The organism is Hydrogenophaga sp. BPS33 (genome assembly GCF_009859475.1).
In the GTDB taxonomy this organism is placed as follows: domain Bacteria; phylum Pseudomonadota; class Gammaproteobacteria; order Burkholderiales; family Burkholderiaceae_C; genus Hydrogenophaga.
Map to the genome: position 1 here is coordinate 5,327,416 of NZ_CP044549.1, position 26,044 is coordinate 5,353,459.

The window sequence follows — 26,044 nt, forward strand, 5'->3', positions numbered from 1 at the left end:
CCCCAGGGTGCGCGGTTGCGCTGGGCGGCGGCGGTTGCGGTCTTCTTCACAGGCTGCCCTCCAGGCCGTTGCCCATCTCGGCGGCCAGTTCGTTCACCGCTTCGACGAAGACGCGGGCACGGTGTTCGTAGTGGTCGAACATGTCCAGGCTGGCGCAGGCGGGCGACATCAGCACCGCATCGCCGGCATGGGCCTGCTGCGACGCGAGAATCACCGCCTCGGGCAGCGTGGTGGCGTCGAATTGCGGCACGGACACCCGCTCCAGCGCGGCCGCCACGGCTTCCCGGATGCGGCCCGCATCGCGGCCGATGTACACGACGGCGCGGGCGAAACGCGCCAGCGGCTCGGACAGAGGCGCGAAGTCCTGGCCCTTGCCGTCGCCGCCGAGGATGACCACCAGCTTGCGGTCCACGCCCAGGCCATTCACCGCCGCGAGCGTGGCGCCCACGTTGGTGCCTTTGCTGTCGTCGAAATACTCGACCTCGTCGACGATGCCCACGGGTTCGACGCGGTGCGGCTCGCCGCGGTACTCGCGCAGGCCGTGCAGCATGGGCGCGAGTGCGGCGCCGGTGGACGTTGCCAGTGCCAATGCCGCCAGCGCGTTGGCGGCGTTGTGGCGGCCACGGATGCGCAAGGCTTCCACGGGCATGAGGCGCTGGAAGTACAGCTCTTCCTCTTCGTCGGCCGCGCGGCCACGCTTGCGCGTTTCGTCCAGCGCCAGCGCGCGCACCAGCCAGCTCATGCCGTTGACGGTTTCAATGCCCCAGTCACCGGGGCGCGTGGGGGCGTCCAGCCCGAACGTGACCCAGGGCCTGGCGCTTTGCTGGCGGTTGCGGTTGCCCACCTTCACCGTGACCAGGCCCGGCTTCATCGCCAAGACCTGCGGGTCGTCGCGGTTGAGCAGCATGAGCGCCTGCGCGCCGAACACCGCCGTCTTGGCTTGCGCGTAGGCGGCCATGCTGCCGTGCCAGTCGAGGTGGTCTTCGGTGAGGTTGAGCACGGTGGCGGCGGTGGGCACGGTGGCCCAGTCGCCACCGGCGGTGCGGTCGAGCTGGAAGCTGGAGAGTTCGAGCACCCATGCCTGGGGCAGGTGCGCGGGTTGCGGCGGCTCCACGGGCGGTGGCACGAGCTGGGTCGGCGCGTCGTCGTCTTCGGCGGGCGTGGGCGCCACCTCCAACGCGTCGCCTTCTTCGGCATCGCTTTCTTCGGTGTCGCTTAACGTGCCCTCATCGAGCAGGCTGGCCTGCGCATCGGGTTCGGGGATGTCTTCTTGCGCCGGGGCCTCGGCCTGGTGCGCTGCGGCCGCGGCAGCCTGTGCCGCCGCTGCAGCCGCTTCGGCCTGCTCGGCTTGTGCTTTTTCCTGCGCTTCGGCGGCGGCCCGCTCGTCGTCGGCCTTCTGCGCCACCGCTTCGTGGTCCAGCGCGGCGGACAGCACGTCCAGCAGGTTGGGGCCGATGTTGCCGGCCACGGCCACGTTCAAGCCGGCGCGTTGCAGCAGCAGGCCCGTGAGGGAAGTGACCGTGGTCTTGCCGTTGGTGCCGGTGATGGCCAGCACCTTCGGGCGGTACGGCAGGCGCTCGCGCTGCGCCAGCCCGCGCAAGGCACGCGCGAACAGATCCAGCTCGCCGACCAGCGCCACGCCGTGTTCCTGCGCCCAGGCAAACGCCAGCTGCAGCAGCTCGGGTGCCAGGCCTGGGCTGCGCGCGATCAGGCTCCATTCGGCGCGCGCCAGCAAGGCGTCGTCGAACGGCCCCGCCACGAACTGGGCGTCGGGGCATTCGGTGCGCAGCACGGCAAGCTGCGGCGGCGCCTCGCGCGTGTCGGCCACGGTTACGCGCGCACCCTGGCGCGCGCACCAGCGCGCCATGGCCAGGCCGGAGGCGCCCAGACCGAGGATGAGGACGGACTGCTCGTTCATCTCAGTTTCAAAGTCGACAGGCCGACCAGGCACAACAACATGGTGATGATCCAGAAGCGCACGACGACCTGCGTCTCCTTCCAGCCCTTCTTCTCGTAGTGGTGGTGCAGCGGCGCCATCTGGAACAGGCGCCGGCCCGTGCCGTAGCGGCGCTTGGTGTATTTGAACCAGGTCACCTGCAACATGACCGAGAGCGCCTCGACCACGAAGATGCCACCCATGATGGCCAGCACGATTTCCTGGCGCACGATCACGGCGATCGTGCCCAGCGCGCCACCGAGCGCGAGCGCGCCCACGTCGCCCATGAAGACCTGCGCCGGGTGGGTGTTGAACCACAGAAAGGCCAGGCCCGCGCCGGCCATCGCGGCGCAGAAGATCAAGAGCTCGCCCGCGCCGGGAATGTGCGGCAGCAGCAGGTATTTCGCAAACACCGAGTTGCCGGTGACGTAGCAGAACACGCCCAGCGCCGAACCGACCATGACCACCGGCATGATCGCCAGGCCGTCCAGGCCGTCGGTGAGGTTCACCGCGTTGCTCGAGCCGACGATGACCAGGTAGGTCATGATCACGAAGCCGGCCACGCCCAGCGGGTAGCTGATTTCCTTGAAGAAGGGCACCAGCAGACCGGCCTGCGGCGGCATGTCGAGCGAGAAGCCCGAGCTGATCCAGGCCACGAACAGCTCGAACACGCGTTCGTTGCTGGTGCCGGAGACGGCGAACACGAGGTAGAACGCGGCCACCAGGCCGATCACCGACTGCCAGAAATACTTCTCGCGCGAGCGCATGCCCTCGGGGTCTTTCTTGACGACCTTGCGCCAGTCGTCCACCCAGCCGATCGCACCGAAACCCAGGGTGACCAGCAGCACGATCCAGACGAAGCGGTTGGACAAGTCGAACCACAGCAGCGTGGACAGCGCGATCGCGAACAGGATCAACACGCCGCCCATGGTGGGCGTTCCCCCTTTGCTCAGGTGGGTCTGCATGGCGTATTCGCGGATCGGCTGGCCGATCTTGAGGGCGGCGAGCCGGCGGATGAAGTACGGGCCCGCCACGAGACCCACCAGCAGCGCGGTCATGGCCGCCATCACCGCACGGAAGGTGAGGTACTGGAACACCCGCAGGAAACCGAAATCGGGTGAGAGGCTTTGCAGCCACATGGCCAGGCTAAGCAGCATGGAGAGGGTCCTTTTTGTTCGAGCCGGCGTGCGCGGGGTCCAGCGCCTGCAGGGCCTGCACCACACGCTCCATGCGCATGAAACGCGAGCCCTTGACGAGCACGCTCTTGAAGATGGGGCGGTCGTCGCGCACCAGCGCGCAAACGGCGCCGGCAAGCGCCGGCACTTCAGCCCAGTGCACGACTTGGGGCAGCGCCGCGCTGGCCTGGCGCATCCAGTCGCCACTCACGTGCACGGCCTCGATGCCACGCGCCAGCGCGTGGCGCAGCACTTCCTCGTGGAAGGCCATTCCCTGTTCACCGACTTCGCCCATGTCGCCCAGCACCAGCAGGCGCGGCGCGGGCAGCTCGGCGAGCACGTCGATGGCGGCGCGCACGGAGTCGGGGTTGGCGTTGTAGGTGTCGTCGATCAGCGTGAGCTTGCGCTCCTCCACGCGCACAGCCAGGGCACGCGAGCGTCCACCGACCGGCTCGAAGCCGTCGAGGCCGCGCACCACAGCGTCCAGCGCCACGCCGGCGGCGAGCGCACAGGCGGTGGCGGCCAGCGCATTGCGCACGTTGTGGCGGCCGGCGATGCGAAGCCGCACCGTGGCCTCACCGGGGGGGGACGCGAGGTCCAGCACCCAGGCGCCCTCGGCCCACTCGGTCCGCAGGGCCTTCACGTCGGCGTCGGGGTCGCTGTCGCTGAAAGTCAGCACGCGGCGCGCGCCGGCGAACCCGTGCCACAACGGCGTGTAGGTATCGTCGGACGGGAACACCGCCGTGCCCTGCTCGTCCAGGGCCTGGATCACCGAGCCGTTCTCGCGCGCCACGGCTTCTACCGTGGCCATGAATTCGAGATGCTCGCGCTGCGCGTTGTTCACCAAGGCCACGGTGGGCCGGGCCAGTGCGGCGAGCTCGGCGATTTCGCCCGGGTGGTTCATGCCCAGCTCGACCACCGAGAGTCGGTGCGCCGCCTGCAGGCGCAGCAGCGTGAGCGGCACGCCGATGTCGTTGTTGAAATTGCCTTGTGTGGCATGCGCGGCCTCGCCCGCGGCAGCGCGCAGGATGGACGCGATCATCTGCGTGACGGTGGTCTTGCCGTTGCTGCCGGTGACGGCGATCAACGGCAGCTCGAACTGGCTGCGCCACAGGCGCGAGAGCTCGCCCAGCGCGCGGCGCGTGTCGGGCACTTCCACGCCGGGCAGGCCGGCCTGCGCCAGGCCCTGGTGGGCGATGGCGGCCAGCGCGCCTTGCGCTTGCGCCTGCGGCAGGAAGTCGTGCGCGTCGAAGCGCTCCCCCTGGAGCGCGACGAACAGGTCACCCGGCTGCAGGCTGCGGGTGTCGGTGTGCACGCGGGAGAAAGACAGGTCGGGCTGGCCCACCACGCGGGCGCCCGTGAGTTGCGGCAGCAGCTGGCCCAGGGTCTTCATGCGTGCACCCCGTTGCCGGCGCGGCGCGCGAGCGCCTGGCGGGCCTGTTCCAGATCGGAGAAAGGTTTCTTCACACCCTGCGCGTCCTGGTAGTCCTCGTGGCCCTTGCCGGCGATCAGCACCACGTCGCGCGCGCCAGCGCGGGCCACGGCCAGGGCGATGGCGCGTGCGCGATCGGGCTCGACCATGGCCGCATCGGGCGCGCTCAGGCCGGCCACCATCTGGCGCAGGATCTGCTGCGGGTCCTCGCTGCGCGGGTTGTCGCTGGTGAACACGGTGCGCGTGGCTTCGCGCTCGGCGGCTGCGGCCATCATCGGGCGCTTGCGCGCATCGCGGTCGCCGCCACAGCCCACCACCACCCAGAGCGCGCCGCCGCGTTTGCGGGCCAGCGGTTGCAGCGCCTGCAAGGCCTTCTCCAGCGCGTCGGACGTGTGCGCATAGTCGACCAGCACCAGCGGCTGGCCAGGCCCCGCGCCGGCCAGCTCCATGCGGCCAGGCACCGGCGTGAGCGCGGCGCAGGCGCTGACGGCATCGGCCATCGGCACGCCCAAGGCGCGCGCCGAGGCCAGCACGCACAGCAGGTTCGATACGTTGTAGCGCCCTACCAACGGCAGGCTCAAGGCGTGCGTGGCCATCACGCGGCCCTGGGCATCGCGCTCGCCCACCTGGAAGGCCATGCCGCTGTCGGTGAAGACCAGGTCCTGTGCGAACAGGCGCGCCTTGGCGATGCGCTGGTGCGCAGCCGGGTCGGCGGATTCGATCGCCACGGTCCACAGGCCCAGCCCCCGCGCGGCCAGCTTGGCGGCCAGGCCGACACCGCGCACGTCGTCGAGGTTGACCACGGCGCAGGCCAGGCCGGGCCAGTCGAACAGCGCGGCCTTGGCATTCCAGTAGGCTTCCATGCTGCCGTGGAAATCGAGATGGTCCTGCGTGAAATTGGTGAACACCGCCACGCGCAATTGCGTGGCGTTGAGCCGGCCTTCCACCAGACCGATCGACGAGGCTTCGATGGCGCAGGCCTTGAGGCCTTCGCGCACGAAGCGGCGCAGCTCCGTCTGCAGCATCACCGGGTCGGGCGTGGTCAGGCCGGTGGGCACCAGCGACGGGGCATCGGCACCGGGCGCCGGCGCACGGCCCATGCCCAGCGTGCCCACCACCGCGCAAGGCTTCTGGCAGGCCGAGAGCAGTTGCGCCATCCACCAGGCGGTGGAAGTCTTGCCGTTGGTGCCGGTGATGGCGACCATGTCGAGTTCGGCGCTCGGCGTGCCGTGGAATTCGCTGGCGATCGCACCCGCCAGGTTCTTCAGGCCCGGCACCGCCACCACGCGTTCGTCGTCGAACCCATAAGGCTCGACCCGGTCGTGCTCTACCAGCGCCGCCACGGCGCCCGCACCCAGCGCGGCCGCCACGAAGCGGCGCCCATCGGTGGCCGCTCCGGGCCAGGCCACGAAGCCGTCGCCCGCCTGCACACGGCGGCTGTCGCAATGCAACGCGCCGACGGCGCGTTCATGCAACCAGTCGGCCACGGCGGTGGGCTTGGTGATGACCTGCATCAGAAGGATTCCTCCACCACTTCGGTGACGATCTGAGGCTTCACGTTGATGTCGGGCTGCACGCCGAGAATGCGCAGCGTCTGCTGCACCGTCTCGCTGAAGACGGGCGCGGCGACCAGGCCGCCGAAGTACTGGCCGTTGCTGGGCTCGTCGAGCATCACCGCGACCACGATGCGCGGCGACTCCAGCGGCGCCAGGCCGACGAACCAGCTGCGGTACTTGTTGCTGGCGTAGCCCTTGCCCTCTTGCTTGTGTGCGGTGCCGCTCTTGCCGCCCACGGAGTAGCCCATGGTCTGCGCGCGCGAGCCGGTGCCGCCGGGGCCGGCCGCCAGGCCCAGCATCTGGCGCACGGCGATGGTGTTCTTTGCGCTGAACACGCGCACGCCTTGCGCCGGCTCTTCGGTCTTCTGCAAGGTCAGGGGAATCAGCTCGCCATCGTGCGCGAAGATGGTGTACGCCTGCGAGATCTGGAACAGCGAAGCCGACAGGCCATAGCCATAGCTCATGGTGGCCTGCTCGATCGGACGCCAGGTCTTGTAGGGACGCAAACGACCCGTGACCGCACCGGGGAACGGCACCTGCGGCTTCTGGCCGAAGCCGGCCTGCGCGTAGGTTTCCCACATCTCGCGCGGGCTCATCTGCATGGCCATCTTGACCGTGCCCACGTTGCTCGACTTCTGGATCACCTGCGAGACCGTCAGCACGTCGTAGGCGTGCGAATCGCTGATGGTGGAGCCGCCGATGGTGATGCGACCGGGCGCGGTGTGGATGGGCGTGTTGGGCGTGACCAGGCCTTTGTCCAGCGCCAGGGTGACGATGAAGGGCTTCATGGTCGAGCCAGGCTCGAAACTGTCGGTGAGCACGCGGTTGCGCAGTTGCTCGCCCGTGAGGTTCACGCGCCGGTTCGGGTTGTAGCTCGGGTAGTTGGCCAGCGCGAGCACTTCGCCCGTGACCGTGTCGACCACGATCACGCTGCCCGCGCGCGCCTTGTGCTGCATCACCGCGTCCTTGAGCTTCTGGTACGCGAAGTACTGCACCTTGCTGTCGATCGACAGCTGCAGATCCGGGCCGTCCACCGGTGGCACCACGTCGCGCACGTCTTCCACCACGCGGCCCAGGCGGTCCTTGATCACGCGGCGCGAGCCCGGCTTGCCTGCGAGCTTCTGGTTGAACGCGAGTTCCACGCCTTCCTGGCCGATGTCTTCCACGTTGGTGAAGCCCACCACATGGGCCGCGGCTTCGCCTTCCGGGTATTGGCGCTTGTACTCCCGGCGCTGGTAGATGCCCTTGATGCCGAGCGCCGCAATTTCCTTGGCCACCGGCGCGTCCACCTGGCGCTTGATCCACACGAAGGTCTTGTCGTCGTCGCCCAGGCGCTTGCGCAGGTCGGCCAGCGGCATCTCCAGCAGCTTGGCGAGCTGGCGCAGCTTCGGGTCGGAACGGTCCACGTCTTCGGGAATGGCCCAGATGCTCTGCGCCACCACGCTGGAGGCGAGGATGAGGCCATTGCGGTCGAGCACGCGACCGCGGTTGGCCGGCAACTCCAGCGTGCGCGCGAAACGCACCTCGCCCTGGCGCTGGAAGAAGTCGTTGCCGAACACCTGCACGTAGGCGGCACGGCCCGCCAGGCCCGCGAAGGCCACGGCCAACCCGGCCACGATGAACTTGCTGCGCCACACCGGGGTGCGGCTGGCCAGCAAGGGACTGGCGGAGTAGTTGATGCTGCGGCTGTTGCGTGCCATGCTCAACGCTCCCCTTCGGTGGTGGCGGCCTGCGGCTCGAACACCGTGACGTACTGTGTGATGCCCGGCGTCACGGGCCGCATCTGCAACTGGCGCGATGCCAGGCCTTGCACGCGCGCGGGCGTGGCCTGTGCGCGCTTTTGCACCTGCAACTGCTCGTGCTCCGACTCCAGCTTGTGCGCCTGCGCCTTGGAGCGGTCCAGCGCGGTGTAGAGACGGCGCGATTCGTACTGCGTGTGCACCAGGTAGAAGGCACTGGCGATCACCGCCGCCAGCAAGGCCAGATTCAGACGGATCATGGAGTCCCCCCCACGCTTGTCACTTCGTGAGCTGCGCGGCCCCCCAAGGGGGCGCGAGCTTGCTTGAGGCGGCCCGGCGCGGCGCTCATACCGGCGCCTCCGTGCGTTCGGCCACGCGCATCACGGCGCTGCGCGAGCGCGGATTGGCCTGCACCTCGGCATCCGAAGGCATCACGCGCTTGAGGCTGCACAGCGCCATGGGCGCGGGTTCGGCAAAGGGTACGCGGCGGTCCACCACGGCGCGCGAATGGCGTGCCATGAACTGCTTGACCATGCGGTCTTCGAGCGAATGGAAGCTGATCACCACCAGTTTTCCTCCCGGACGCAATACGCTCAGACTGGCCTCTAGGGCTTGTTGCAGCTCTTCAAGCTCGGCGTTGATGAAAATCCGAAAAGCCTGAAATGTGCGCGTTGCAGGGTCCTTGCCCGGCTCGCGGGTTTTGACCGCGCCAGCCACGACTTCGGCCAGCTCGCCGGTGGTTCGAAAAGGGCCCCGTTCCTGTCGGCGACGATCAATCGCCTTTGCAATCGGTTGAGCAAACCGTTCTTCGCCATAGTCACGAATGACCTCCGCCAGGGTTGAGACTTCTGCCGTTTCCAGCCACTGCGCCACGCTCTGGCCGCGCGTGGTGTCCATGCGCATGTCCAGCGGGCCGTCGTGGCGAAAAGAAAAACCCCGTTCGGGGTCGTCGATCTGCGGGGAGCTCACGCCCAGATCCATCAGAAGCCCATCCGCGCTCGCGCCCCCCAGTTCCCCCAGGTGGCTGAAGCCTTCGTGCCGAATGGACAAGCGGCCATCGAGGGCCGCCAGTTCCTGCGCAGACTGCACCGCCAGTGGATCTTTGTCGAAGACGGTCAACCGACCCTTGCGGGAGAGCTGCTCGAGGATCCGGCGCGAATGCCCGCCGCGGCCGAAGGTGGCGTCGACGTAGTGCCCGTCCGGGTTGATGTCCAAGGCCTGCACAGCCTCGTTCAACAGGACGGTTTGATGGGTCCATGCGCTTTGCACCGCCGGCCTTAGAAAGAAAAGTCCTTGAAGACATCGGGCATCTCGGCCTTCATGGCTTCGGCTTCCTGCGCGGCATACACCTGCGCATCCCACAGTTCGAAGTGCGCGCCCATGCCGAGCAGCACCACGTCCTTGCTGATGCCCGCGCCCGCGCGCAGTTCCGGCGAAACCAACAAGCGGCCCGAACCATCCATTTCCACGTCCATCGCGTTGCCCAGAAAAATGCGCTTCCACCACTGGGCCGACATGGGCAAGTTGGCAATGCGTTCGCGGAATTGCTCCCAGGCGGTGCGCGGAAATACCATCAGGCAGCCGTGGGGGTGTTTGGTGATGGTCAGTGCCGCGCCCAGGGCGTCACGGTGCCGGGTCGGCATGGAAAGCCGACCCTTGGCATCGAGACTGAGAGAGGACGCGCCTTGGAACACTGCGATCAAGCCTTAAAAGACACTTTTCACCACTTAATTGCACTTTTTTCCACTGTAGCAGGAAAAAGTAGTCCGGCAAGTCACCGAATACAGATTTTTGCAATGAAATCAACCACTTAGGAAACATTTAGAAGCCAAATGCCGCACGAAAATGCAGCAAAAGCAAGCACTTACAACATGCACTGCATGTGATGCTTGAAAACCCTGTTGCAGCAAGGGCTGTACAAATGATCAGGTGGAAGGCGACGGGTGGCGCGGCGCCCGCAGCGGGTGCGGGCGGGCCTGTGCAAACCACCGGCGGGGCGCCGGTGGCGGAAAACCTCAAAGAATGTAGCGCGAGAGGTCTTCGTTGCGGCTGAGTTCGGCCAGCCTGCCGTTGACATAGGCCGCGTCGATGGTGATGGTCTGGCCCTGCAGGCGAGAGGCGTCGAAGCTCACTTCGTCGAGCAGACGCTCCATCACCGTGGCCAGGCGGCGCGCGCCGATGTTCTCGGTGCGCTCGTTCACGTCGCAGGCAATCTGCGCCAGCTGGCGAATGCCTTCGGGTGCGAACGACAACGTGACGCCTTCGGTTTCCAGCAGCGCCTGGTACTGGCGCACCAGCGAGGCGTGGGTCTGCGTGAGGATGGCTTCGAAGTCGTCCACCGACAGCGACTGCAGCTCCACGCGGATCGGAAAGCGCCCCTGCAGCTCGGGGATCAGGTCGCTCGGCTTGGCCAGATGGAAGGCGCCGCTGGCGATGAACAGGATGTGGTCGGTCTTGACGATGCCGTACTTGGTGGTCACCGAGGTGCCTTCCACCAGCGGCAGCAGATCGCGCTGCACGCCCTGGCGCGACACCTCGCCGCTGCCACCGCCATCGCTGCGCGAGGTCACCTTGTCGATCTCGTCGATGAACACGATGCCGTTCTGCTCGGCGTTGTGCAGGGCGCGCGTCTTGATCTCTTCTTCGTTGACCAGCTTGCCCGCTTCCTCGTCGATCAGCAGCTTCATGGCCTCGCCAATCTTGAGCTTGCGCGTCTGGCGCCGGCCAGCGCCCATCTGGCTGAACATGCCACGCAATTGTTCGGCCATGTCTTCCATGCCGGCCGGCCCCATGATTTCCATGGTCGGGCGCGGCTCGGCCAGGTCGACCTCGATCTCGCGGTCGTCCAGTTGGCCCTCGCGCAGCTTCTTGCGGAAGGTTTGGCGCGCGGTGCTCTCGGGCGCGGCCACGGCACTGGCCGGTTCTGCAGCGGTGGCCCGCGCAGGTGGAATGAGGATGTCGAGGACGCGGTCTTCGGCCGCATCCTCGGCCCGCACGCGCTGCTTGCGCATCTCGACCTCGCGGGTCTGCTTGATGGCGATCTCCGCCAGGTCGCGGATGATGCTGTCGACATCCTTGCCCACGTAGCCGACTTCGGTGAATTTCGTGGCCTCGACCTTGATGAAGGGTGCGTCCGCCAGTCGCGCCAGGCGCCGCGCGATTTCGGTCTTGCCCACACCGGTGGGGCCGATCATGAGGATGTTCTTGGGCGTGATCTCGGGCCGCAGCTTCTCATCGACATGCTGGCGCCGCCAGCGGTTGCGCAGCGCAATGGCCACGGCGCGCTTGGCGCCCTTCTGGCCGATGATGAAACGGTCCAGCTCGGAGACGATTTCTTGCGGGGTCATGGACGACATGGGGATCAGAGCACTTCCACGGTGTGGTTCATGTTGGTGTAGATGCACAGCTCACCGGCGATGGCGAGCGACTTGCGCACCACGTCTTCGGCGCTCAGCTCGGTGTGGTCGATCAGGGCCTTGGCCGCGGCCTGCGCATAGGCACCGCCGGAGCCGATGGCCACGATGCCGTGCTCGGGTTCGAGCACGTCGCCATTGCCGGTGATGATCAGCGCCGCCGTGCGGTCGCCCACGGCGAGCATGGCTTCCAGGCGGCGCAGCACGCGGTCGGTGCGCCACTCCTTGGTGAGTTCGATCGCCGCACGCACCAGGTGGCCCTGGTGTTTTTCGAGCTTGGCTTCGAAGCGCTCGAACAAGGTGAAGGCGTCGGCGGTGGCACCGGCAAACCCGGCCAGCACCTGGTCGTTGTAGAGCTTGCGCACCTTGCGGGCTGTGCCCTTGACGACGATGTTGCCCAGGGTGACCTGGCCGTCACCGCCAATGGCGACTTGCACACCTTGCGGCGTCTCGCGGCGCACGCAAACGATGGTGGTTCCGTGAAAAGATTCCATGGCAAAAAATGTGGGGACGAAAAGGCCGATTGCAACCGCTGCTCAGGGGCCGGCGCAGGCGTCGGGCTTCAGTCGACGCGCACGACGACCTTGGCGTATTCGGTGATGCCGATGACGTTGAAGAATGCCGACACCAGGCGGTGCACGTCCACGAACTGCACGGTGCGCCCATTGGCGTGGTGGTCGGACACCCAGTTGAGCAGGGTACCCGCGGCAGAGAAGTCCACGCGGATGAGGTTGCGACAGGAAATGATGAGCACGTCCGCGCCCTGGATGCGGCGCTCGAGCTCTTCCAGTGTGGACTGTGGATCACCACGGATCTCGCCCGACAGCTCCACCAGGCCCAGCTGGTTGAACCCGCTCGGCTGGCTGTCCTGCTGCGAGTCCAGGCCGGTGAACACAGAGGGGACCTGTTCCAGCACCGACTCGCCCAACACCGATTGGCCGGCTTCGCCAGGCTTCTCGCTGGAGAGCGATACGTATTGCGCGCGCGGCTTCTCCCACCCGGGAGGCGAGACCTCGTAGGTCACGCAGAAGTCCAGCGCGGTCAACTCGAATTCGTCGGGCCGATTCATCACGCGCAGCACCGCCATGCGCAACTCCCACCAGAGTTGCTCCACATCGCGCCGGCCCGAGGGCGTTTGGCGCTTGAGCAGTTCGCGGAAGTTGCTCGCACCCATGAAGCGCAACTCGGTCTGCTGATCGCCCCAGAGCGTGAAGATGCCCAGCAAAGCGCGCGCGGCCTTGAGGTCCATGCTCTCCAGGGGCGTCCAATCCAGCACCCAGGGTTGTGGCGCGCGCAGCAGCACGTTCTGCAGCGTGCCCACGGCATGCGCATCCAGCTCGGGCTCGCTGGCCCAGACGGCACGGTTGGGGCCGCTCGACGGTGTGTAGGTCTTGCCTGTCATGCTGGAGACCGCGCCGGGCATGTCATACCACTGGGGCGCGGAACGGCTGAAGCGGTTGACGAAGTCCACCGCACGGCTCTCGAAAGGCGCGAGCTGTCCGGTAGCGCGGTACAGATCGAACAGGGCCAGCCAATCCTCGGTGTGGCCGGCCTTCGCCCCACCCTCGCCCAGCACCTCCAGCAAACCTTGCTCGGCCCCGGCGTCATCGCCGTTGGCAAAACGGATCGCGGCCTCCTCGACCTCCGGATCGTGGGCGATTTCCTGAACGTCGAGGGCGTAGAAACGCGACGCGGAAAAACCCGTGGTGCCCGCATCGCTGGAGGCGGTGGGCGCCATCAAGCCGGTGCGCACCAGGGACGGCGGCGCGGCGGGCACGGTGTCGAGCGCGTCTTGCGTGTGGTGCGCGGCCGCGGCGGCAGCAGTAGGAATCTTCAGCGCCGGCTCATTGAGCGACAGCGGCGCCGGCGCAGTGGACGCGGCATGGTGCAAGGGGCCCGGCTCGGTTTCGTCGTACTGCGCCTTGCGCTGCCGGGCATTGAGATCGGGTTGCGCGACGGCCTCGGGCGCCGCGCGGGATTTGGGCTGCGCGCTCCCAGGCAGTTGCGCCTGGGTGTTGAGCCCGGAACCGGTGCTGACCAGGGAGTCTGGGCCCTTGGTCTTCCACCATTGCATCGACATCTGGGCTTCGATCTCGTCGATCTTCTTCAAGGTCTCGGCCCGGTCGTCCGGCTTGGAAGGCAGGCTGCTCTGGAAGAACGACGGGCGCATGCCCGGACCTTCGGCACCCGTGCCTTCGCGGCTGCGGATCTTGCGCAGCATGTCGAATTCGCGCTTGCGCACGAAGTCGTTGCGGCGCTTGCGCTCGATCATTTCCTTGAGCGCGGCCTTGCTGTACTCGCTCTCGCGGTCGGCCGCCCGGGTGTCGAGGTCCGACCAACTCGTGGTGGGGTGGCGCACGAACCTCACCACCTTGGACAAGAAGCCGCCGTTGGAATCGTCCTTGGACATGAGCGATCGGTACCGAAAAGGAAATCAAAAAGAAACGGCGGCGGGCGTTCAGTCCCCGAACATCTTCTGTTTGAGTTCGCGGCGCTGCTGGGCTTCCAGCGAGAGGCTGGCCGTGGGGCGGGCCATCAGCCGGCCCACGCCAATGGGCTCGCCGGTTTCTTCGCAGTAACCGTAATCACCCGCGTCGATGCGGGCAATCGCCTGCTCGATCTTCTTGAGCAATTTGCGTTCACGATCGCGCGTGCGCAACTCCAGCGCATGCTCTTCTTCGATGGTGGCGCGGTCGGCGGGATCGGGCACCACCACCGTGTCTTCGCGCAGGTGCTCGGTGGTTTCGCCCGCGTTGGCCAGCATGTCGGATTTGAGCTGGGAGAGCTTGCGGCGGAAATACGCCAACTGCAGATCGCTCATGTACTCGCCGTCGGGCATCGCCTGGATGTCGGGATCGGTGAGTTGCTCAACCGGAAGGGTTTTCCAGTTGTTGGCGCGCTTGGGATCCTTCTGGATCGAGGAGGGCACGGGTGGGGTCATCACGGCACGTTCATTCATATGAGAAAAGGTCGCCTTGGCGGCGTCCGGGGCATGGGTGGGAACCACCTCCGCCTGCGCCATCTGCTCCATCATGACCTTTTTGGCCGCGCGCTTGCCCAAAGGGCGTGGCGCGGGCTCGATCACGGCCTGCGCCGGAGCGGCCGATGGACGCTTGGCGGCGGCGGCGTGGGTGGTGGTAGCAGGAGCGGCAGAGAGGGGCACAGAAGGTCCAGGGGCTTTGGTAGTGGCTTTTGCGGCGGACTTCTTGGCCGGAGCTTGGACACTCTTGGTGGGAACAGCGGGTTTGCTCGTCGTGTGAGTGGGTTTGGCTGCGGGTTTGACCGTTGCCTTGGGCACCGCCTTGGCGGCCACCTTGGCCACCACCTTGGTTTTGGCGGGGGCCTTGGGAGCTGCCTTCGGGAGCGTGCGCGCAGTCTTGGCTGCGGTCTTGGACGCCGGCTTGGCGACGGCCTTCACGGCTGGCTTTTTGGCCGCCGGCTTCTTGGTTGGGGAAACCACCGTGCTCTTCTTGGCCGCCGACGCCGCAGGTTTGCCTGATTTCGCAGTCTTGGTAGCCGGGGCTTTCACAAGGGGTCTCCTGTCAGTGACAAACACAACCGAATCTCGGACCGAGCGCGATCTCGGGCAGATGCCGAGAAAACCCACGCTGGCCCGCCGAATGCGACGTTATACCCCCATTGCGGCACGGCTTTCGGCACCGAGCCCGCCATGCCCGCCATGGGAACCTCCCAGTCAACTTGGGCCGCGATTGTAACGAGGCCCAGGGATGGCATCCGCATTCCCGCGCCCAGTCCTCGGCGGGTCGTTGGGGAAGCGCGACAAATGCCACGACAGGGTCTCTCAGACCAGGCTCTGGTCCAGGCCTTGCACCAGGATGTCCTTGGGCAGATCGATGCCGATGAACACCATCTTGCTGATGCGCGGCTCGCCTTCGGCCCACACCGGCCCCAGATCGCTGCCCATGAGCTGGTGCACACCCTGGAAGATCACCTTGCGATCGGTGCCTTGCATGTTCAGCACGCCCTTGTAGCGCAGCATGCGCGGGCCGTACACCTGCACGATGGCGCCCAGGAAGTCTTCCAGCTTTTCGGGGCTGAACGCCCGGTCGGCGCGGTAGACGAAGCTCTTCACATCGTCGTCGTGGTGATGGTGGTGGCCATGGCCGTGCTGGTGCGAGGGGTGGTCGCAGTGCTCGCCGTGCGCATGGTCGTGGCCGTGGTGGTCATGGTCATGACCGTGATCGTGTCCGTGGTGGTCGTGGTCATCGGCCTTGAGGAAGTCCGGGTCGATGTCGAGCTTGGCATTGAGGTTGAAGCCGCGCAGGTCGAACACTTCCTGGAGCTTCACGTCGCCGAAGTGCACCGGGCGCATGGGCGCGCGCGGGTTCATGTGCTTCAGGCGGTGCGTGAGGGCGCCCAGGTCGTCTTCGCTCACCAGGTCGGCCTTGCTGATGAAGATCTGGTCGGCAAAGCCGACTTGGCGGCGCGCCTCCTGGCGCTCATTGAGCTGCTCGGCGGCGTGCTTGGCGTCGACCAGGGTAAGGATGGAGTCCAGCAGGTACTGCTCGGCGATCTCGTCGTCCATGAAGAAGGTCTGCGCCACCGGGCCAGGATCGGCCAGGCCGGTGGTTTCGATCACCACACGCTCGAAATCGAGTTCGCCCTTGCGCTTTTTCTGCGCCAGATCCTGCAGAGTGGTGCGCAGGTCGTCGCGGATGGTGCAGCAGATGCAGCCGTTGCTCATCTGGATGATGTTTTCCTGGGTGTCGGCCACCAGGATCTCGTTGTCGATGTTCTCTTCACCGAACTCGTTCTCCACCACCGCGATCTTCTGGCCGTGGGCCTCGCTGAGCACGCGTTTGAGCAAGGTGGTTTTCCCCGAGCCGAGGAAGCCGGTGAGGATGGTCGCGGGAATCAGGGACATGGTGGGCACGGGCAAAAAGAAATGGGGGAAGAAGGACGGCCTGCGATTTCAAGGACGCAGGTACACGTAGCCTTCGCGCGCCTGCAGGCGGGCCACTTCGGCCACGCCCGAGGGCACGATCTTGGCTTCCATGGCGACCTTGGCCGCGTCGATGTTGCGGGCCACCAGGGTGTTGTTGCAGACGAAGAAGTCCACGCCCTTGGCCGAGAGATCGCCGATGGAGCCGGCAAACGACTGCTGCTGCGCATTGGTAGCACCGTCGAGCAGGAAGTCGATGCCCGCGCCGTGGGTGACCACGACGATCTTGGCCGTGGGATCGGCGGCGAGGTGGTTGCGGATGTTCTGGATCGCACGCGTGGCCTGGGGAATGCCATCGCTCAGGTGGTACACGACCTTGATCGCCGGCTGCGCCGTGGCCTGGGCCTGCGCCTGGGCGCCGGCGGCCACCACGCTGCTGATCAACAGGGCTTTGAGGATGGCAAGAAACTTGGACATGGGGGTTGGTCTCCGGTCGGAATAAAGGCGGGGCCCGTGTTGGGCGGGGAGCATCCTACAGGCAATGCATGACAGCGTGGCGCCAGGGGGTATGTCTCAGCGCGAGCGCGTGGTGCGCGGCTTGGTCGTTTCGGCCACGGCGGGCGAGGGGTCCGGCGCCTGCCCGGCACGCGTGCCGGCACGCGGGTGCGCCGCGTCGTACACCTGCGCGAGGTGCTGGAAATCGAGCCGGGTGTAGACCTGGGTGGTGCTGATGCTGGCGTGGCCCAGCAGTTCCTGCACCGCGCGCAGATCGCCACTGGACTGCAGCACATGGCTGGCGAAAGAGTGGCGCAGCATGTGCGGATGCACCGGCGTGGCCAGGCCGGCCAGGCGCGAGCGCCGCTTCAGGCGCACCCGGATGTGCTGGGGCGTCAGGCGCTGGCCGCGCGAGCCGATGAACAGCGCCGGATCGTCGCCAGCCCAGGCGGCGCGCTGGGCCAGCCACGCCGCCAGGGCTGCCAGCGCCTGGCGGCCGACGGGCACGCTGCGCCGCTTGGCACCTTTGCCCAGCACGTGCGCCTCGCCCTCCTGCGCATCGATCCAGCCACGCGCCTGGCCGCTGGCGGCCACGTCCAGCCCCACCAGTTCGCCGATGCGCAGACCGCAGCCGTACAGCAGCTCGGTGATGCAGGCGTCACGCGCTTCCAGTGCCGGGTCGTCGGCCTCTTCGTGGTGCGTGGCCAGTTGCACGGCGTCGTCCACGCCCAAGGCCTTGGGCAGGGGCTTGCCGGCCTTGGGCGCGCGCACGTCTTGCACCGGGTTGTGGTCGATCAGGCCCTGACGGCCGAGCCAGACATAGAAACCGCGCCAGCCCGAGAGGATGAGCGCAATGCCGCGCGCGCTGCGGCCCGCGCCATGCATCTGCGCCACCCAGCGGCGGATGTGCGCGTTCTGCACGGCCGTCAAGAGCACGCCGGCTTCGCGCGCCTGCGTGCTGAGCTTCTCCAGATCGAGCGTGTACAACGCCACCGTGCGATCGGCCAGGCGCTTTTCCACGCGCACGTGGTCCAGATAGGCCTGTACCCGTGCGCGGTCGTCGCTCATGAGGGCCTGTTCACATGGCCTTTTTGATCCGCAACGCATCTTGGGAAAACAGTGTGAACAGGCCCTAAGGCCTCAACCGGGAGAGGGCCGCGCCGGTCAGTTCGCCGATGCCCTCCAGGAAATCGGTGCCCATGTCGGGGGCGAAGCGGCTGGAGTCGGCAGAGGCCAGCACGATCAGACCAAAGGCTTGCGGCGCCAGGCCGGCGCGCAGGGGAATGAGCGCCAGGGACACCGCGCCGGCCGGGTCCTCCAGCCACTGCGCGGCTTCCAGGCCGGGATTGCCACCGCAATAGGGACGCATGAGCGAATCGGCGAAGGCCTTCACGTCTTCGCTGGCGCCTTGGGCAAAGGGCTCGTCGGCGAACTCGGGCGCCACGCCCCACGCGCGGATGGCCACCTGGGGCACGAGGAAATGCTCGGTGATCGCGCGCACCGCCACGGCGGGCAGATCGCGCGCCTCGCGCGTCAGCAGCAACTCGCGCGTCCAGCGTTGCAGCTTGTCGGCAATGGCGGTGTTCTCGTGGCCATGGCGGATCATCTCCGCGCCCCGCAATTCGAGGTTGCGGATCTTCTCGCGCAGCATTTCGGCCTGGCGTTCCTGCAGGCTCACCGCCCGGTTGCCGTGGGGACTCGTCAGTTGCACCGCGGCCAGCAGGCTGGCGTGGCGCTCGAAAAAGTCGGGCGTGTTGATCAGGTAGTTGGCAATGTCGTCTTCGGTGATCGGAGGGATGTTGTTGGCGTTCATGGCAGCAAGGGTAAAGGAAGATCAGGTTGGCGTGCAGTCCCACCAATGGCTGCACATGAAATCGCGCCTTCGCACCCAGAGCAGCGTTGCAAATCCTCGCGATACCGTCGCCTTTCGCTCCGGTTTGCGCCTCGCCCTGGGCACGAATGCTTCGATTTCATTTTGTGCAGCCATTGGCGGGGCTGCACGCCAGGTCGGGAACGTCGATGTCCCCGTCGAACACGGTGGTGGCCGGGCCGGTCATGAAAACAGCTTGATCGTGCAGAGGCGTTTCGCGCCATTCGATCGTGAGCACGCCGCCTCGGGTGTGCACGTCCACCCGCGCGTCCAGCAGACCCAGGCGGATGCCGGCGACCACGGCGGCGCAGGCGCCCGTGCCACAGGCCAGCGTTTCACCGGCACCGCGCTCGTACACGCGCAGGCGCACTTCGTGGCGGCTTACCACCTGCAGGAAGCCGGCGTTCACGCGGCGTGGAAAACGTTCGTGCGATTCGATCCACGGTCCCCAGGAGGCCACCGGCGCGGTATCGACGTCGTCCACCAGCAGCACGGCATGCGGGTTGCCCATGGAGAGCACGGCCACGGGCACGTCGCCCGCATAGGGCAGCGCCAGCGGCCAGCGCTCGAAGCGTCCCATGGTCTCGGGCCGCAGGCCCTCGCCATTGAAAGGCACGCGGTCGAGCGCGAACACGGGCGCGCCCATGTCCACCGTCACGCGGCCGTCTTCGTGCATGTGAAGTTCGAGTTCGCCGTTCTGGACCTTCACGCGCACCGGGTTGCGCGTGGTCAGCTTCTTGTCGTGCACGTAGCGCACGAAACAGCGCGCGCCGTTGCCGCACTGCTCGACCTCGCCACCGTCGGCGTTGTGGATCCGGTATTCGAAGTCCAGCCCTTCGCGCGGCGAGGCGCGCACGCTCAGGATCTGATCGGCGCCCACGCCGAAGTGGCGGTCGGCCAGGAAGCGGTATTGCGCGGCGCTCAGGCCGAGCAGGCCCTGCGTTTCGTCGAGCACGACAAAGTCGTTGCCTGCGCCTTGCATCTTGGTGAATCGGATGTGCATGAAAACCATTATCCGCCGAGTGCGCCGCGCGACCGGTTTGTCGAGCGTTGCAGCCGATGCCCCTTCTGCCGCGCAGGCTCCCAGGTGTTGACGCAAAATGCCGCATGGTTCGCCCCACCCAACTCCTACACCCGCTCCGCCCGCTCGCTGCTGTGCGGCCCGCCGCCACCGTGCTGCTGTTGCGCGACAGCGCCGACCCCGCCAAGCCCGGCATCGAAGTGCTGATGACGCGCCGCTCAATGACGGCCAGCTTCGCGCCCGGCGCCTACGTGTTTCCCGGCGGCGGCATCGATGCCGCCGATGCGCAGTCCCACGGCATGTCCAGCCGTCGCGCCACGCAAAGCGACCTGCACCTCACGCAGGCCATTGCTGCCATCCGCGAAAGCTTCGAAGAACTCGGCGTGTTACTGGCGCACCGCGCCGACGGATCGCCGGTGGACGACAGCGACATCGCGATGCTCGAGCGCAACGCCCCGTTCACCGCGCAGTGCCAGGCCCAGGGCCTGACGCTCGATGGCGCGGGCGTGTTCGTGCTGGCGCACTGGATCACCGACCGCGACCTGCCGCGCCGCTTCGACGTGCCCTTCCTGGTCGCGCGCATGCCCGAAGGACAGCAACCGGTGGCCGACGAGGCCGAGCAGTTCGAACCGTGCTGGGTGCGCCCGGCCGACGCGCTGGAACGCCACAAGGCCGGTGGCTTCTTCATCATCTTCCCGACCATTCGCACGCTCGAGCGGCTGCAGGCCTACGCCAACGTGCAGGCGGTGCTGGACGCCTGTGCGGCCAACGACGAACCTCTGTGGACCAGTTGCCCGCGCGGAGGCCTTGTGCATGGCACCGAAAAGCGCTACATGGAGCACGAGCCCGCCTTCGGCGAACTCGCCATGGTCTGCCCCGACGGCCAACTCGTGCACAGCCTGGACTGGCAGCACGAACAAGCGGTTCAGCTGCTCAAGAACGTGCAACGCCTGACCGCGCCCAACCCGGGCTACATGACCGGCCCGGGCACCAACAGCTACGTGGTGGGCGACCCGGCCACCGGCCACATCGTGATCGACCCCGGGCCGGACGAGCCCGCGCACATCGAGCGGCTGTGGCGCGCGGCGGGTGGGCGCATCCAGGCCATCGTCTGCACGCACTCGCACCCCGACCACTCGCCCGGCGCGCCGCGCCTGCAAGCGCTGTGCGTGGCCGCCGGGTTGGAGAAACCGCCCATCCTGGGCCTGCCCAGCGCGGATACGTCGCGCGAGAACAGCCGCTTCACACCCGAGCGCGCGCTGGCCGATGGCGAGCAGATCGTCCTGCTGGGCCAGTCGGGCGAGGCCACGGTGTCGCACACGCTGGAGGTGGTGCACACGCCGGGTCACGCGGCCAACCACCTGTGCCTGGCGCTGGTGGAAGACGGCCTGTTGTTCACCGGCGACCACATCCTCAACGGCAGCACCACCGTGATCGACCCGCCCGACGGCAACATGGGCGCCTACCTCGATTCGCTGGACAAGCTCGACGCGGTGTGCGAACGCCACGGCATCGAATTCCTGCTGCCCGCGCACGGTTACGTGCTGGGCGATCTGCGCCGCGCGGCGGACAACCCCAGCGCGCCCGTGAACGGCGGCGCTCGTGCGGCCATTGCCCACCTCAAGGCACACCGCCTCGCACGCGAGGCCAAGGTGGCGCGCGCGCTGCAGGCCCTGCCCGAAGGCACGCCCGACGACTGGGTGAAGATCGCCTACGACGACGTGCCCGACCGCCTGTGGCCCGTGGCCAAGCGCTCTCTGATGGCCCACGTGGAACACATCCAGAGCCTGGGCGGCTTCAACCTTTGATCCACGGGGAGCGAACGCGATGGCCAAATCCACCAACGGGTATTCGCGCTTCGCCAAAGCGGCCTCCCATTTCTGCGGCCGCCCGCGCGTGTTCACGCTGGCCACCGCGCTCATCGTGGTGTGGCTGGTGTCCGGCCCGATCTTCGGCTTCAGCGACACCTGGCAACTGGTGATCAACACCGGCACGACCATCATCACCTTCCTGATGGTCTTCCTGATCCAGAACACGCAGAACCGCGACACGGAAGCAATGCACGTGAAGCTCGACGAACTGATCCGCGCCACCCAGGGCGCGCACACCGCGCTGCTGGACCTGGAAGAACTCGAAGAGGAAGAACTCGACGCGTTTCGCGCGAAGTACGAAGCCCTGGCGGCGCAGGCACGCGCACGGCTCCAGCGCGGCGAGCAGGACACGGACAGCCCGGAGACTTGAGCGCGCTACCGGGTTCGGCCTTGCCCTTGCCACAACCCCGACCACCACCGCGTTGCGACAGAACTCACCCAGGCATGCGGTGTTGGCATGGGCTCGCAGTGGTCCAGCTCACGCGCTGCGGTGCGGGGCCTGTCCCAAGGTCTGCTGCGCCAGGCGGATGACCGGCAGGTCGATCATCTTGCCGTCCACCTGGATCGCCGCACCACCGCTGGCTTGCGCGGCCACCAGCACGCGCTGCGCCCAGGCGACCTCTTCTTCGGTGGGCGCAAACACCGCGTTCACAGTGTCCACCTGCGAAGGGTGGATGCACAGCTTGGCGCCAAAGCCAGCGGCGCGCGCGCGCACGGCGTCGCGCTTCGTCGCCTCTCCATCGGACAGCGCCACCGTGACGCCATCGATCGGCGCGGCCAGCGTGGCGCGCCGCGATGCCGCGACGATCTGGAAGCGGACCGCCGCCAGCTCGGGCTCGTCCGGCGTGCACCGCAGGCCGAGGTCGAGCTGGAAATCGATATGCCCGAACGCCAGGCGGCGCACCTGGCGTGCGCCAGCGATCTGCGGCAACGCGTCCAGGCCCGCGAGCGACTCCACCAGCGGCACGAGCGCGGCCGCGGGCCCGAGCGCACTGGCCACGGCGTGCAGGTCTTGCGCCGACTCGGCCTTGGGCACCATGGCACCGCACAGCCCTTGCGCGCACCACGGTGCGATGGCGCTGAGGTCTGGCACATGCCATTCGGTGCCGGGGGCGTTGATGCGAACCAGCACACGGCCTCGCTGCGTTGCGTCCAGCGCCGCCAGCGCCTCGACCAACTGGGCACGCGCGCCCGGTTTTTCGGCCGGCGACACCGCGTCCTCCAGATCCACGATCACACCACCGGCCGCCGACGCAAGCGCCTTGGCGAGGCGTTCCGGGCGCGAGGCCGGTACAAAAAGAAAGCTGCGGGCAGAAGACAGGTTCATTTCAAACGGCTCCATTGGTGCGCATTCTGGCGATGTCGTCGTCCGTGCGGCCCAGGCAACGCAGAATCGCTTCGCTGTGTTCGCCAATGCCGGGCACCGCGTCCATGCGGTAGTCGAAGCAGTCGTTCGCGCCGGGCGGTAGCAAGGCTTTCAACGCGCCCACGGGCGAGCCGATGGTGCGCAGGCGTTCGCGCGCGGCCAGCTGCGGGTGCGTCCAGAGATCGCCCACGCGGTTCACGTAGGCGTTGGCAATCTGTGCGCTGTCCAGCCGCGCGACCACCTCCTGCGCGCTCAGGCCCGCAAACACCGCTTCGATGATGCCGCGCAACTCGGCGCGCCGCTCGCTGCGCTTGGGGTTCAGGTCGAAGCGCGGGTCGCTCGCCAGCGCCGGCTGCATCAGCACCTGATCGCAGAACGCGCGCCATTCGCGCTCGTTCTGCAGGCCCAGCATCACGTCCTGGCCATCGCCGGCGCGGAAGGGACCGTAGGGGAAGATGGTGGCGTGCGACGCGCCCTGGCGCGTGGGTGCGGGCTGGTCGTCGTAGGCGTAGTACATGGGAAAGCCCATCCACTCGGCCAGTGCTTCGAGCATCGACACGTCGATGTGCGAGCCCACGCCCGTGCGCCCGCGCAGCAGGAGCGCCGAAAGGATGTTGCTGTAGGCGTACATGCCGGCCGCGATGTCCGCCACGGAGTTGCCGGCCTTGCAGCGCTCCTCGGGTGTGCCGGTGACGTCCAGAAAACCCGCTTCGCTCTGGATCAGCAGGTCGTATGCCTTGCGGTCGCGGTAGGGGCCGTCTTCGCCGTAACCGGAAATGTCGCAGCACACCAGGCGCGGGTTGAGCGCCTGCAGCGCGGCGTGCCCCAGGCCCATGCGCGCGGCCGCACCGGGGGCGAGGTTCTGCACGAACACGTCCGAATCTTTCAGCAATTCCATGAGCACCGCGAAGGCCTCGGGCTGCTTGAGGTCGAGCGTGAGGCTTTCCTTGGAGCGGTTCGCCCACACGAAGTGCGAAGACAGGCCCTGGACGCGGTGGTCGTAGTCGCGCGCGAAATCACCGCTGCCCGGGCGCTCCACCTTGATCACGCGCGCGCCGAGATCGGCCAGTTGCCGCGTGCAGAAGGGCGCGGCGATGGCGTGTTCCAGCGATACGACGGTGATGCCATCCAGCGGTCGCAGCATGTCAGAAGCTCCTGGGCAAGCCCAGCAGGTGCTCGGCCACGTACGAATAGATGAGGTTGGTGGAGATCGGCGCGACCTGGTACAGCCGCGTCTCGCGGAACTTGCGCTCCACATCGTACTCGTGCGCGAAGCCGAAGCCACCGTGGGTTTGCAGGCACACGTTGGCCGCTTCCCACGAGGCCTTGGCAGCGAGGTACTTGGCCATGTTGGCTTCGCCGCCGCAGGGCTTTCCTGCGTCGAACAGCGAGCAGGCTTTCCAGCGCATCAGGTTCGCCGCTTCGGCCTCGATGAACGCGTCGGCGATCGGAAACTGCACACCCTGGTTCTGGCCGATGGGCCGGTTGAAGACGACGCGTTCGTTGGCGTAGGCTCGCGCCTTGTTCACGAACCAGTAGGCATCGCCGATGCACTCGGCCGCGATCAGGGTGCGCTCGGCGTTGAGCCCGTCGAGGATGTACTTGAAGCCCTGCCCTTCGATGCCGATCAGGTTCTCTGCCGGAATTTCCAGGTTGTCGAAGAACACCTCGTTGGTCTCGTGGTTCACCATGTTCATGATCGGACGCATCGTCATGCCATGGCCGATGGCCTGGTGCAGGTCGACGATGAAGATGCTCATGCCCTCGCTCTTCTTCTTCACCTCGGCCAAGGGCGTGGTGCGAGCAAGGAGGATCATCAGGTCGGAGTGCTGGATACGAGAGATCCATACCTTCTGCCCATTGACCACGTAGCGGTCGCCCTTGCGCACCGCCGTGGTCTTGAGTTGCGTGGTGTCGGTGCCGGTGGTGGGCTCGGTCACGGCCATGGTCTGCAGGCGCAGTTTGCCGTTGGCGATGCCGGGCAGGTACTGGCGCTTCTGCTCAGGCGAACCGTGGCGCAGCAGCGTGCCCATGTTGTACATCTGGCCGTGCACCGAGCCGGCGTTGCCGCCCGAGAGATTCACCTCTTCCATCACCACCGACGCTTCGGCCAGGCCCAGACCCGAGCCGCCGTATTCCTGCGGGATCATGGCGGCCAGCCAACCCGCGCCGGTGAGCGCGTCGACGAAGGCCTCGGGATAGCCGCGCGCGCCATCGACGCCCTGCCAATAGGCCGCGTCATAGCGGCTGCAGAGGTCGCGCACGGCGTCGCGGATGTCCTGGTACTGATCGGGTGCGGGGATTTGCTGTTTCATGGGAGTCTTATGCAAACTGGACGTCGGCCTGCATCGTGAGCGCGCCTTCGTGGTCCTGCGCCCAGAGCTGGGCGCTCTGGCCATCGGCCGATGGTTTGCCGCAGACGCGCAACGGGGAGGTGTCAAAGGTCGGACGCACTGCTTTGAACGCAAAGCGGCGCAAGCGCGCGTCGGGGCGCTGCTGGACGGCGAGCTCGCACAGCAGCGTGGCGATCAGGGGGCCGTGCACCACCAGACCCGGATAGCCTTCCACGCCGGTGGCGTAGTCGCGGTCGTAGTGGATGCGGTGGCCGTTGAAGGTGAGCGCGGAGTAGCGAAACAGCAGCACCGGGTCGGGCCGGATGTCGCACGACCACACGGCATCCGTGGGCGCGGGCTGCGCCACGGGCACCGGGTCGCCCGGCTGCGCGGCCGCGCGGTAGACGATGTCCTGCTCCTCGGTCAGCGCCACTTCGCCATCGCGCGAGACCTCGTGGCGCACGGTGACGAACACGAGATCGCCCGAGCGCCCCGCCTTGTGGGCCACCGAGGCAATGCGCGAGCTGCGCCGCACCACGTCGCCCACGTGCAGCGGCGCGAGCCATTCCAGGCGGCCACCGGCCCACATGCGGCGCGGCAGGGGCACCGGTGGCAGAAAGCCACCAAGCCGCGGGTGCCCGTCATCACCCAATTCGGCTTGCGGTGCGCGCGGCAGAAAGTAGAGCCAATGCCAGAGCGGCCGCAGCGCTTCGCCACGAGCGCCCGGCACCTTGGCGAGATCCAGCATCGCGGCCATACCCCGCACCGGGGCGGCGCTCAGGTCGTCGTCGACGGTCTCTTCGCGGCCAACCCAGTCGCGCAGGTGTTCCAGTGCCGCAGGCGTGATGCGGTGATTTGAGGTGTCCATGCCGGGATCGTGCCCGTGCGCCTGACTTCGCACAATGCGCCATTTCCCGACCGAGGCTTCGGAAAA

The 26,044-nt window shown here is 67.2% G+C and carries 23 protein-coding genes; 2 read left to right on the forward strand and 21 right to left on the reverse strand.

From position 1 onward, the window contains the following. Positions 1-46: 46 nt before the first annotated feature. From murD to dapF, 17 genes are all read right to left on the reverse strand, one after another. Positions 47-1,918, reverse strand: coding sequence for a UDP-N-acetylmuramoyl-L-alanine--D-glutamate ligase (murD, locus tag F9K07_RS24560; protein WP_159595905.1), 1,872 nt, complete (start codon positions 1,916-1,918; stop codon positions 47-49). Then, the gene (gene mraY / locus F9K07_RS24565; protein ID WP_159595906.1) at positions 1,915-3,093 is read right to left on the reverse strand and encodes a phospho-N-acetylmuramoyl-pentapeptide-transferase; all 1,179 of its coding nucleotides are present in this window, start codon (positions 3,091-3,093) and stop codon (positions 1,915-1,917) included. Before mraY ends, murD begins: the two co-directional genes overlap by 4 nt. Beyond that, a complete protein-coding gene (locus tag F9K07_RS24570) occupies positions 3,083-4,504 on the reverse strand; it encodes a UDP-N-acetylmuramoyl-tripeptide--D-alanyl-D-alanine ligase (protein WP_159595907.1) in 1,422 nt (473 codons plus the stop codon). Before F9K07_RS24570 ends, mraY begins: the two co-directional genes overlap by 11 nt. After that, positions 4,501-6,057 carry a UDP-N-acetylmuramoyl-L-alanyl-D-glutamate--2,6-diaminopimelate ligase gene (locus F9K07_RS24575; protein ID WP_159595908.1) on the reverse strand — a complete coding sequence of 519 codons (1,557 nt, stop codon included), beginning with the start codon at positions 6,055-6,057 and terminating at the stop codon, positions 4,501-4,503. The genes F9K07_RS24570 and F9K07_RS24575 overlap by 4 nt, the downstream gene beginning before the upstream one ends. Beyond that, a complete protein-coding gene (locus F9K07_RS24580) occupies positions 6,057-7,799 on the reverse strand; it encodes a peptidoglycan D,D-transpeptidase FtsI family protein (protein ID WP_159595909.1) in 1,743 nt (580 codons plus the stop codon). Before F9K07_RS24580 ends, F9K07_RS24575 begins: the two co-directional genes overlap by 1 nt. 2 nt (positions 7,800-7,801) lie before the next feature. Continuing rightward, positions 7,802-8,098 (reverse strand): cell division protein FtsL, encoded by a 297-nt coding sequence (gene ftsL, locus F9K07_RS24585; RefSeq protein ID WP_159595910.1) that lies wholly within the window; start codon positions 8,096-8,098, stop codon positions 7,802-7,804. Between the two features lie 85 nt (positions 8,099-8,183). Continuing rightward, positions 8,184-9,107 carry a 16S rRNA (cytosine(1402)-N(4))-methyltransferase RsmH gene (gene rsmH / locus F9K07_RS24590; RefSeq protein ID WP_159595911.1) on the reverse strand — a complete coding sequence of 308 codons (924 nt, stop codon included), beginning with the start codon at positions 9,105-9,107 and terminating at the stop codon, positions 8,184-8,186. A gap of 8 nt (positions 9,108-9,115) precedes the next feature. Then, a complete protein-coding gene (gene mraZ, locus F9K07_RS24595) occupies positions 9,116-9,532 on the reverse strand; it encodes a division/cell wall cluster transcriptional repressor MraZ (RefSeq protein WP_159597090.1) in 417 nt (138 codons plus the stop codon). Between the two features lie 321 nt (positions 9,533-9,853). Then, entirely contained in the window at positions 9,854-11,194 is a 1,341-nt protein-coding gene (gene hslU, locus F9K07_RS24600) for an ATP-dependent protease ATPase subunit HslU (protein ID WP_159595912.1), read from the reverse strand. Between the two features lie 5 nt (positions 11,195-11,199). Beyond that, a complete protein-coding gene (hslV, locus tag F9K07_RS24605) occupies positions 11,200-11,745 on the reverse strand; it encodes an ATP-dependent protease subunit HslV (protein WP_159595913.1) in 546 nt (181 codons plus the stop codon). 68 nt (positions 11,746-11,813) lie between these two features. Continuing rightward, positions 11,814-13,661, reverse strand: a complete 1,848-nt coding sequence (locus F9K07_RS24610; protein WP_159595914.1) for an STAS domain-containing protein — start codon at positions 13,659-13,661, stop codon at positions 11,814-11,816. Positions 13,662-13,709: 48 nt separating this feature from the next. Next, positions 13,710-14,780 (reverse strand): RNA polymerase-binding protein DksA, encoded by a 1,071-nt coding sequence (dksA, locus tag F9K07_RS24615; protein WP_159595915.1) that lies wholly within the window; start codon positions 14,778-14,780, stop codon positions 13,710-13,712. Positions 14,781-15,053: 273 nt separating this feature from the next. Beyond that, positions 15,054-16,136 carry a CobW family GTP-binding protein gene (locus tag F9K07_RS24620; protein WP_159595916.1) on the reverse strand — a complete coding sequence of 361 codons (1,083 nt, stop codon included), beginning with the start codon at positions 16,134-16,136 and terminating at the stop codon, positions 15,054-15,056. A 48-nt stretch (positions 16,137-16,184) separates the two neighbouring features. Next, positions 16,185-16,631, reverse strand: coding sequence for a DsrE family protein (locus F9K07_RS24625; protein WP_159595917.1), 447 nt, complete (start codon positions 16,629-16,631; stop codon positions 16,185-16,187). Between the two features lie 96 nt (positions 16,632-16,727). Continuing rightward, positions 16,728-17,717: a tyrosine recombinase XerC gene (locus F9K07_RS24630; RefSeq protein WP_159595918.1), complete on the reverse strand. Its 990-nt coding sequence runs from the start codon at positions 17,715-17,717 to the stop codon at positions 16,728-16,730. Between the two features lie 64 nt (positions 17,718-17,781). Then, on the reverse strand, positions 17,782-18,462 hold the full coding sequence (locus F9K07_RS24635; RefSeq protein WP_159595919.1) for a DUF484 family protein: 681 nt from the start codon (positions 18,460-18,462) through the stop codon (positions 17,782-17,784). A 157-nt stretch (positions 18,463-18,619) separates the two neighbouring features. Next, entirely contained in the window at positions 18,620-19,522 is a 903-nt protein-coding gene (dapF, locus tag F9K07_RS24640; protein WP_159595920.1) for a diaminopimelate epimerase, read from the reverse strand. A 104-nt stretch (positions 19,523-19,626) separates the two neighbouring features. Between dapF and F9K07_RS24645 the strand changes: the two genes are divergently transcribed. Both F9K07_RS24645 and F9K07_RS24650 read left to right on the forward strand, forming a co-directional pair. After that, on the forward strand, positions 19,627-21,348 hold the full coding sequence (locus F9K07_RS24645) for an MBL fold metallo-hydrolase (protein ID WP_159595921.1): 1,722 nt from the start codon (positions 19,627-19,629) through the stop codon (positions 21,346-21,348). Between the two features lie 19 nt (positions 21,349-21,367). Further along, a complete protein-coding gene (locus F9K07_RS24650; protein WP_159595922.1) occupies positions 21,368-21,781 on the forward strand; it encodes a low affinity iron permease family protein in 414 nt (137 codons plus the stop codon). A 108-nt stretch (positions 21,782-21,889) separates the two neighbouring features. Here F9K07_RS24650 and F9K07_RS24655 read toward each other — a convergent pair whose 3' ends face one another. Genes F9K07_RS24655 through F9K07_RS24670 form a run of 4 tightly spaced genes read right to left on the reverse strand, consistent with a single transcriptional unit; the run spans position 21,890 to position 25,978 of the window. Further along, a complete protein-coding gene (locus tag F9K07_RS24655; RefSeq protein ID WP_159595923.1) occupies positions 21,890-22,738 on the reverse strand; it encodes an HpcH/HpaI aldolase/citrate lyase family protein in 849 nt (282 codons plus the stop codon). 1 nt (position 22,739) lies between these two features. Then, positions 22,740-23,921: a CaiB/BaiF CoA transferase family protein gene (locus tag F9K07_RS24660; protein WP_159595924.1), complete on the reverse strand. Its 1,182-nt coding sequence runs from the start codon at positions 23,919-23,921 to the stop codon at positions 22,740-22,742. 1 nt (position 23,922) lies between these two features. Beyond that, a complete protein-coding gene (locus F9K07_RS24665; protein ID WP_159595925.1) occupies positions 23,923-25,092 on the reverse strand; it encodes an acyl-CoA dehydrogenase family protein in 1,170 nt (389 codons plus the stop codon). A 7-nt stretch (positions 25,093-25,099) separates the two neighbouring features. After that, complete coding sequence (locus tag F9K07_RS24670; RefSeq protein WP_159595926.1) at positions 25,100-25,978, reverse strand: FAS1-like dehydratase domain-containing protein; 879 nt, start codon at positions 25,976-25,978, stop codon at positions 25,100-25,102. Positions 25,979-26,044 lie beyond the last annotated feature (66 nt).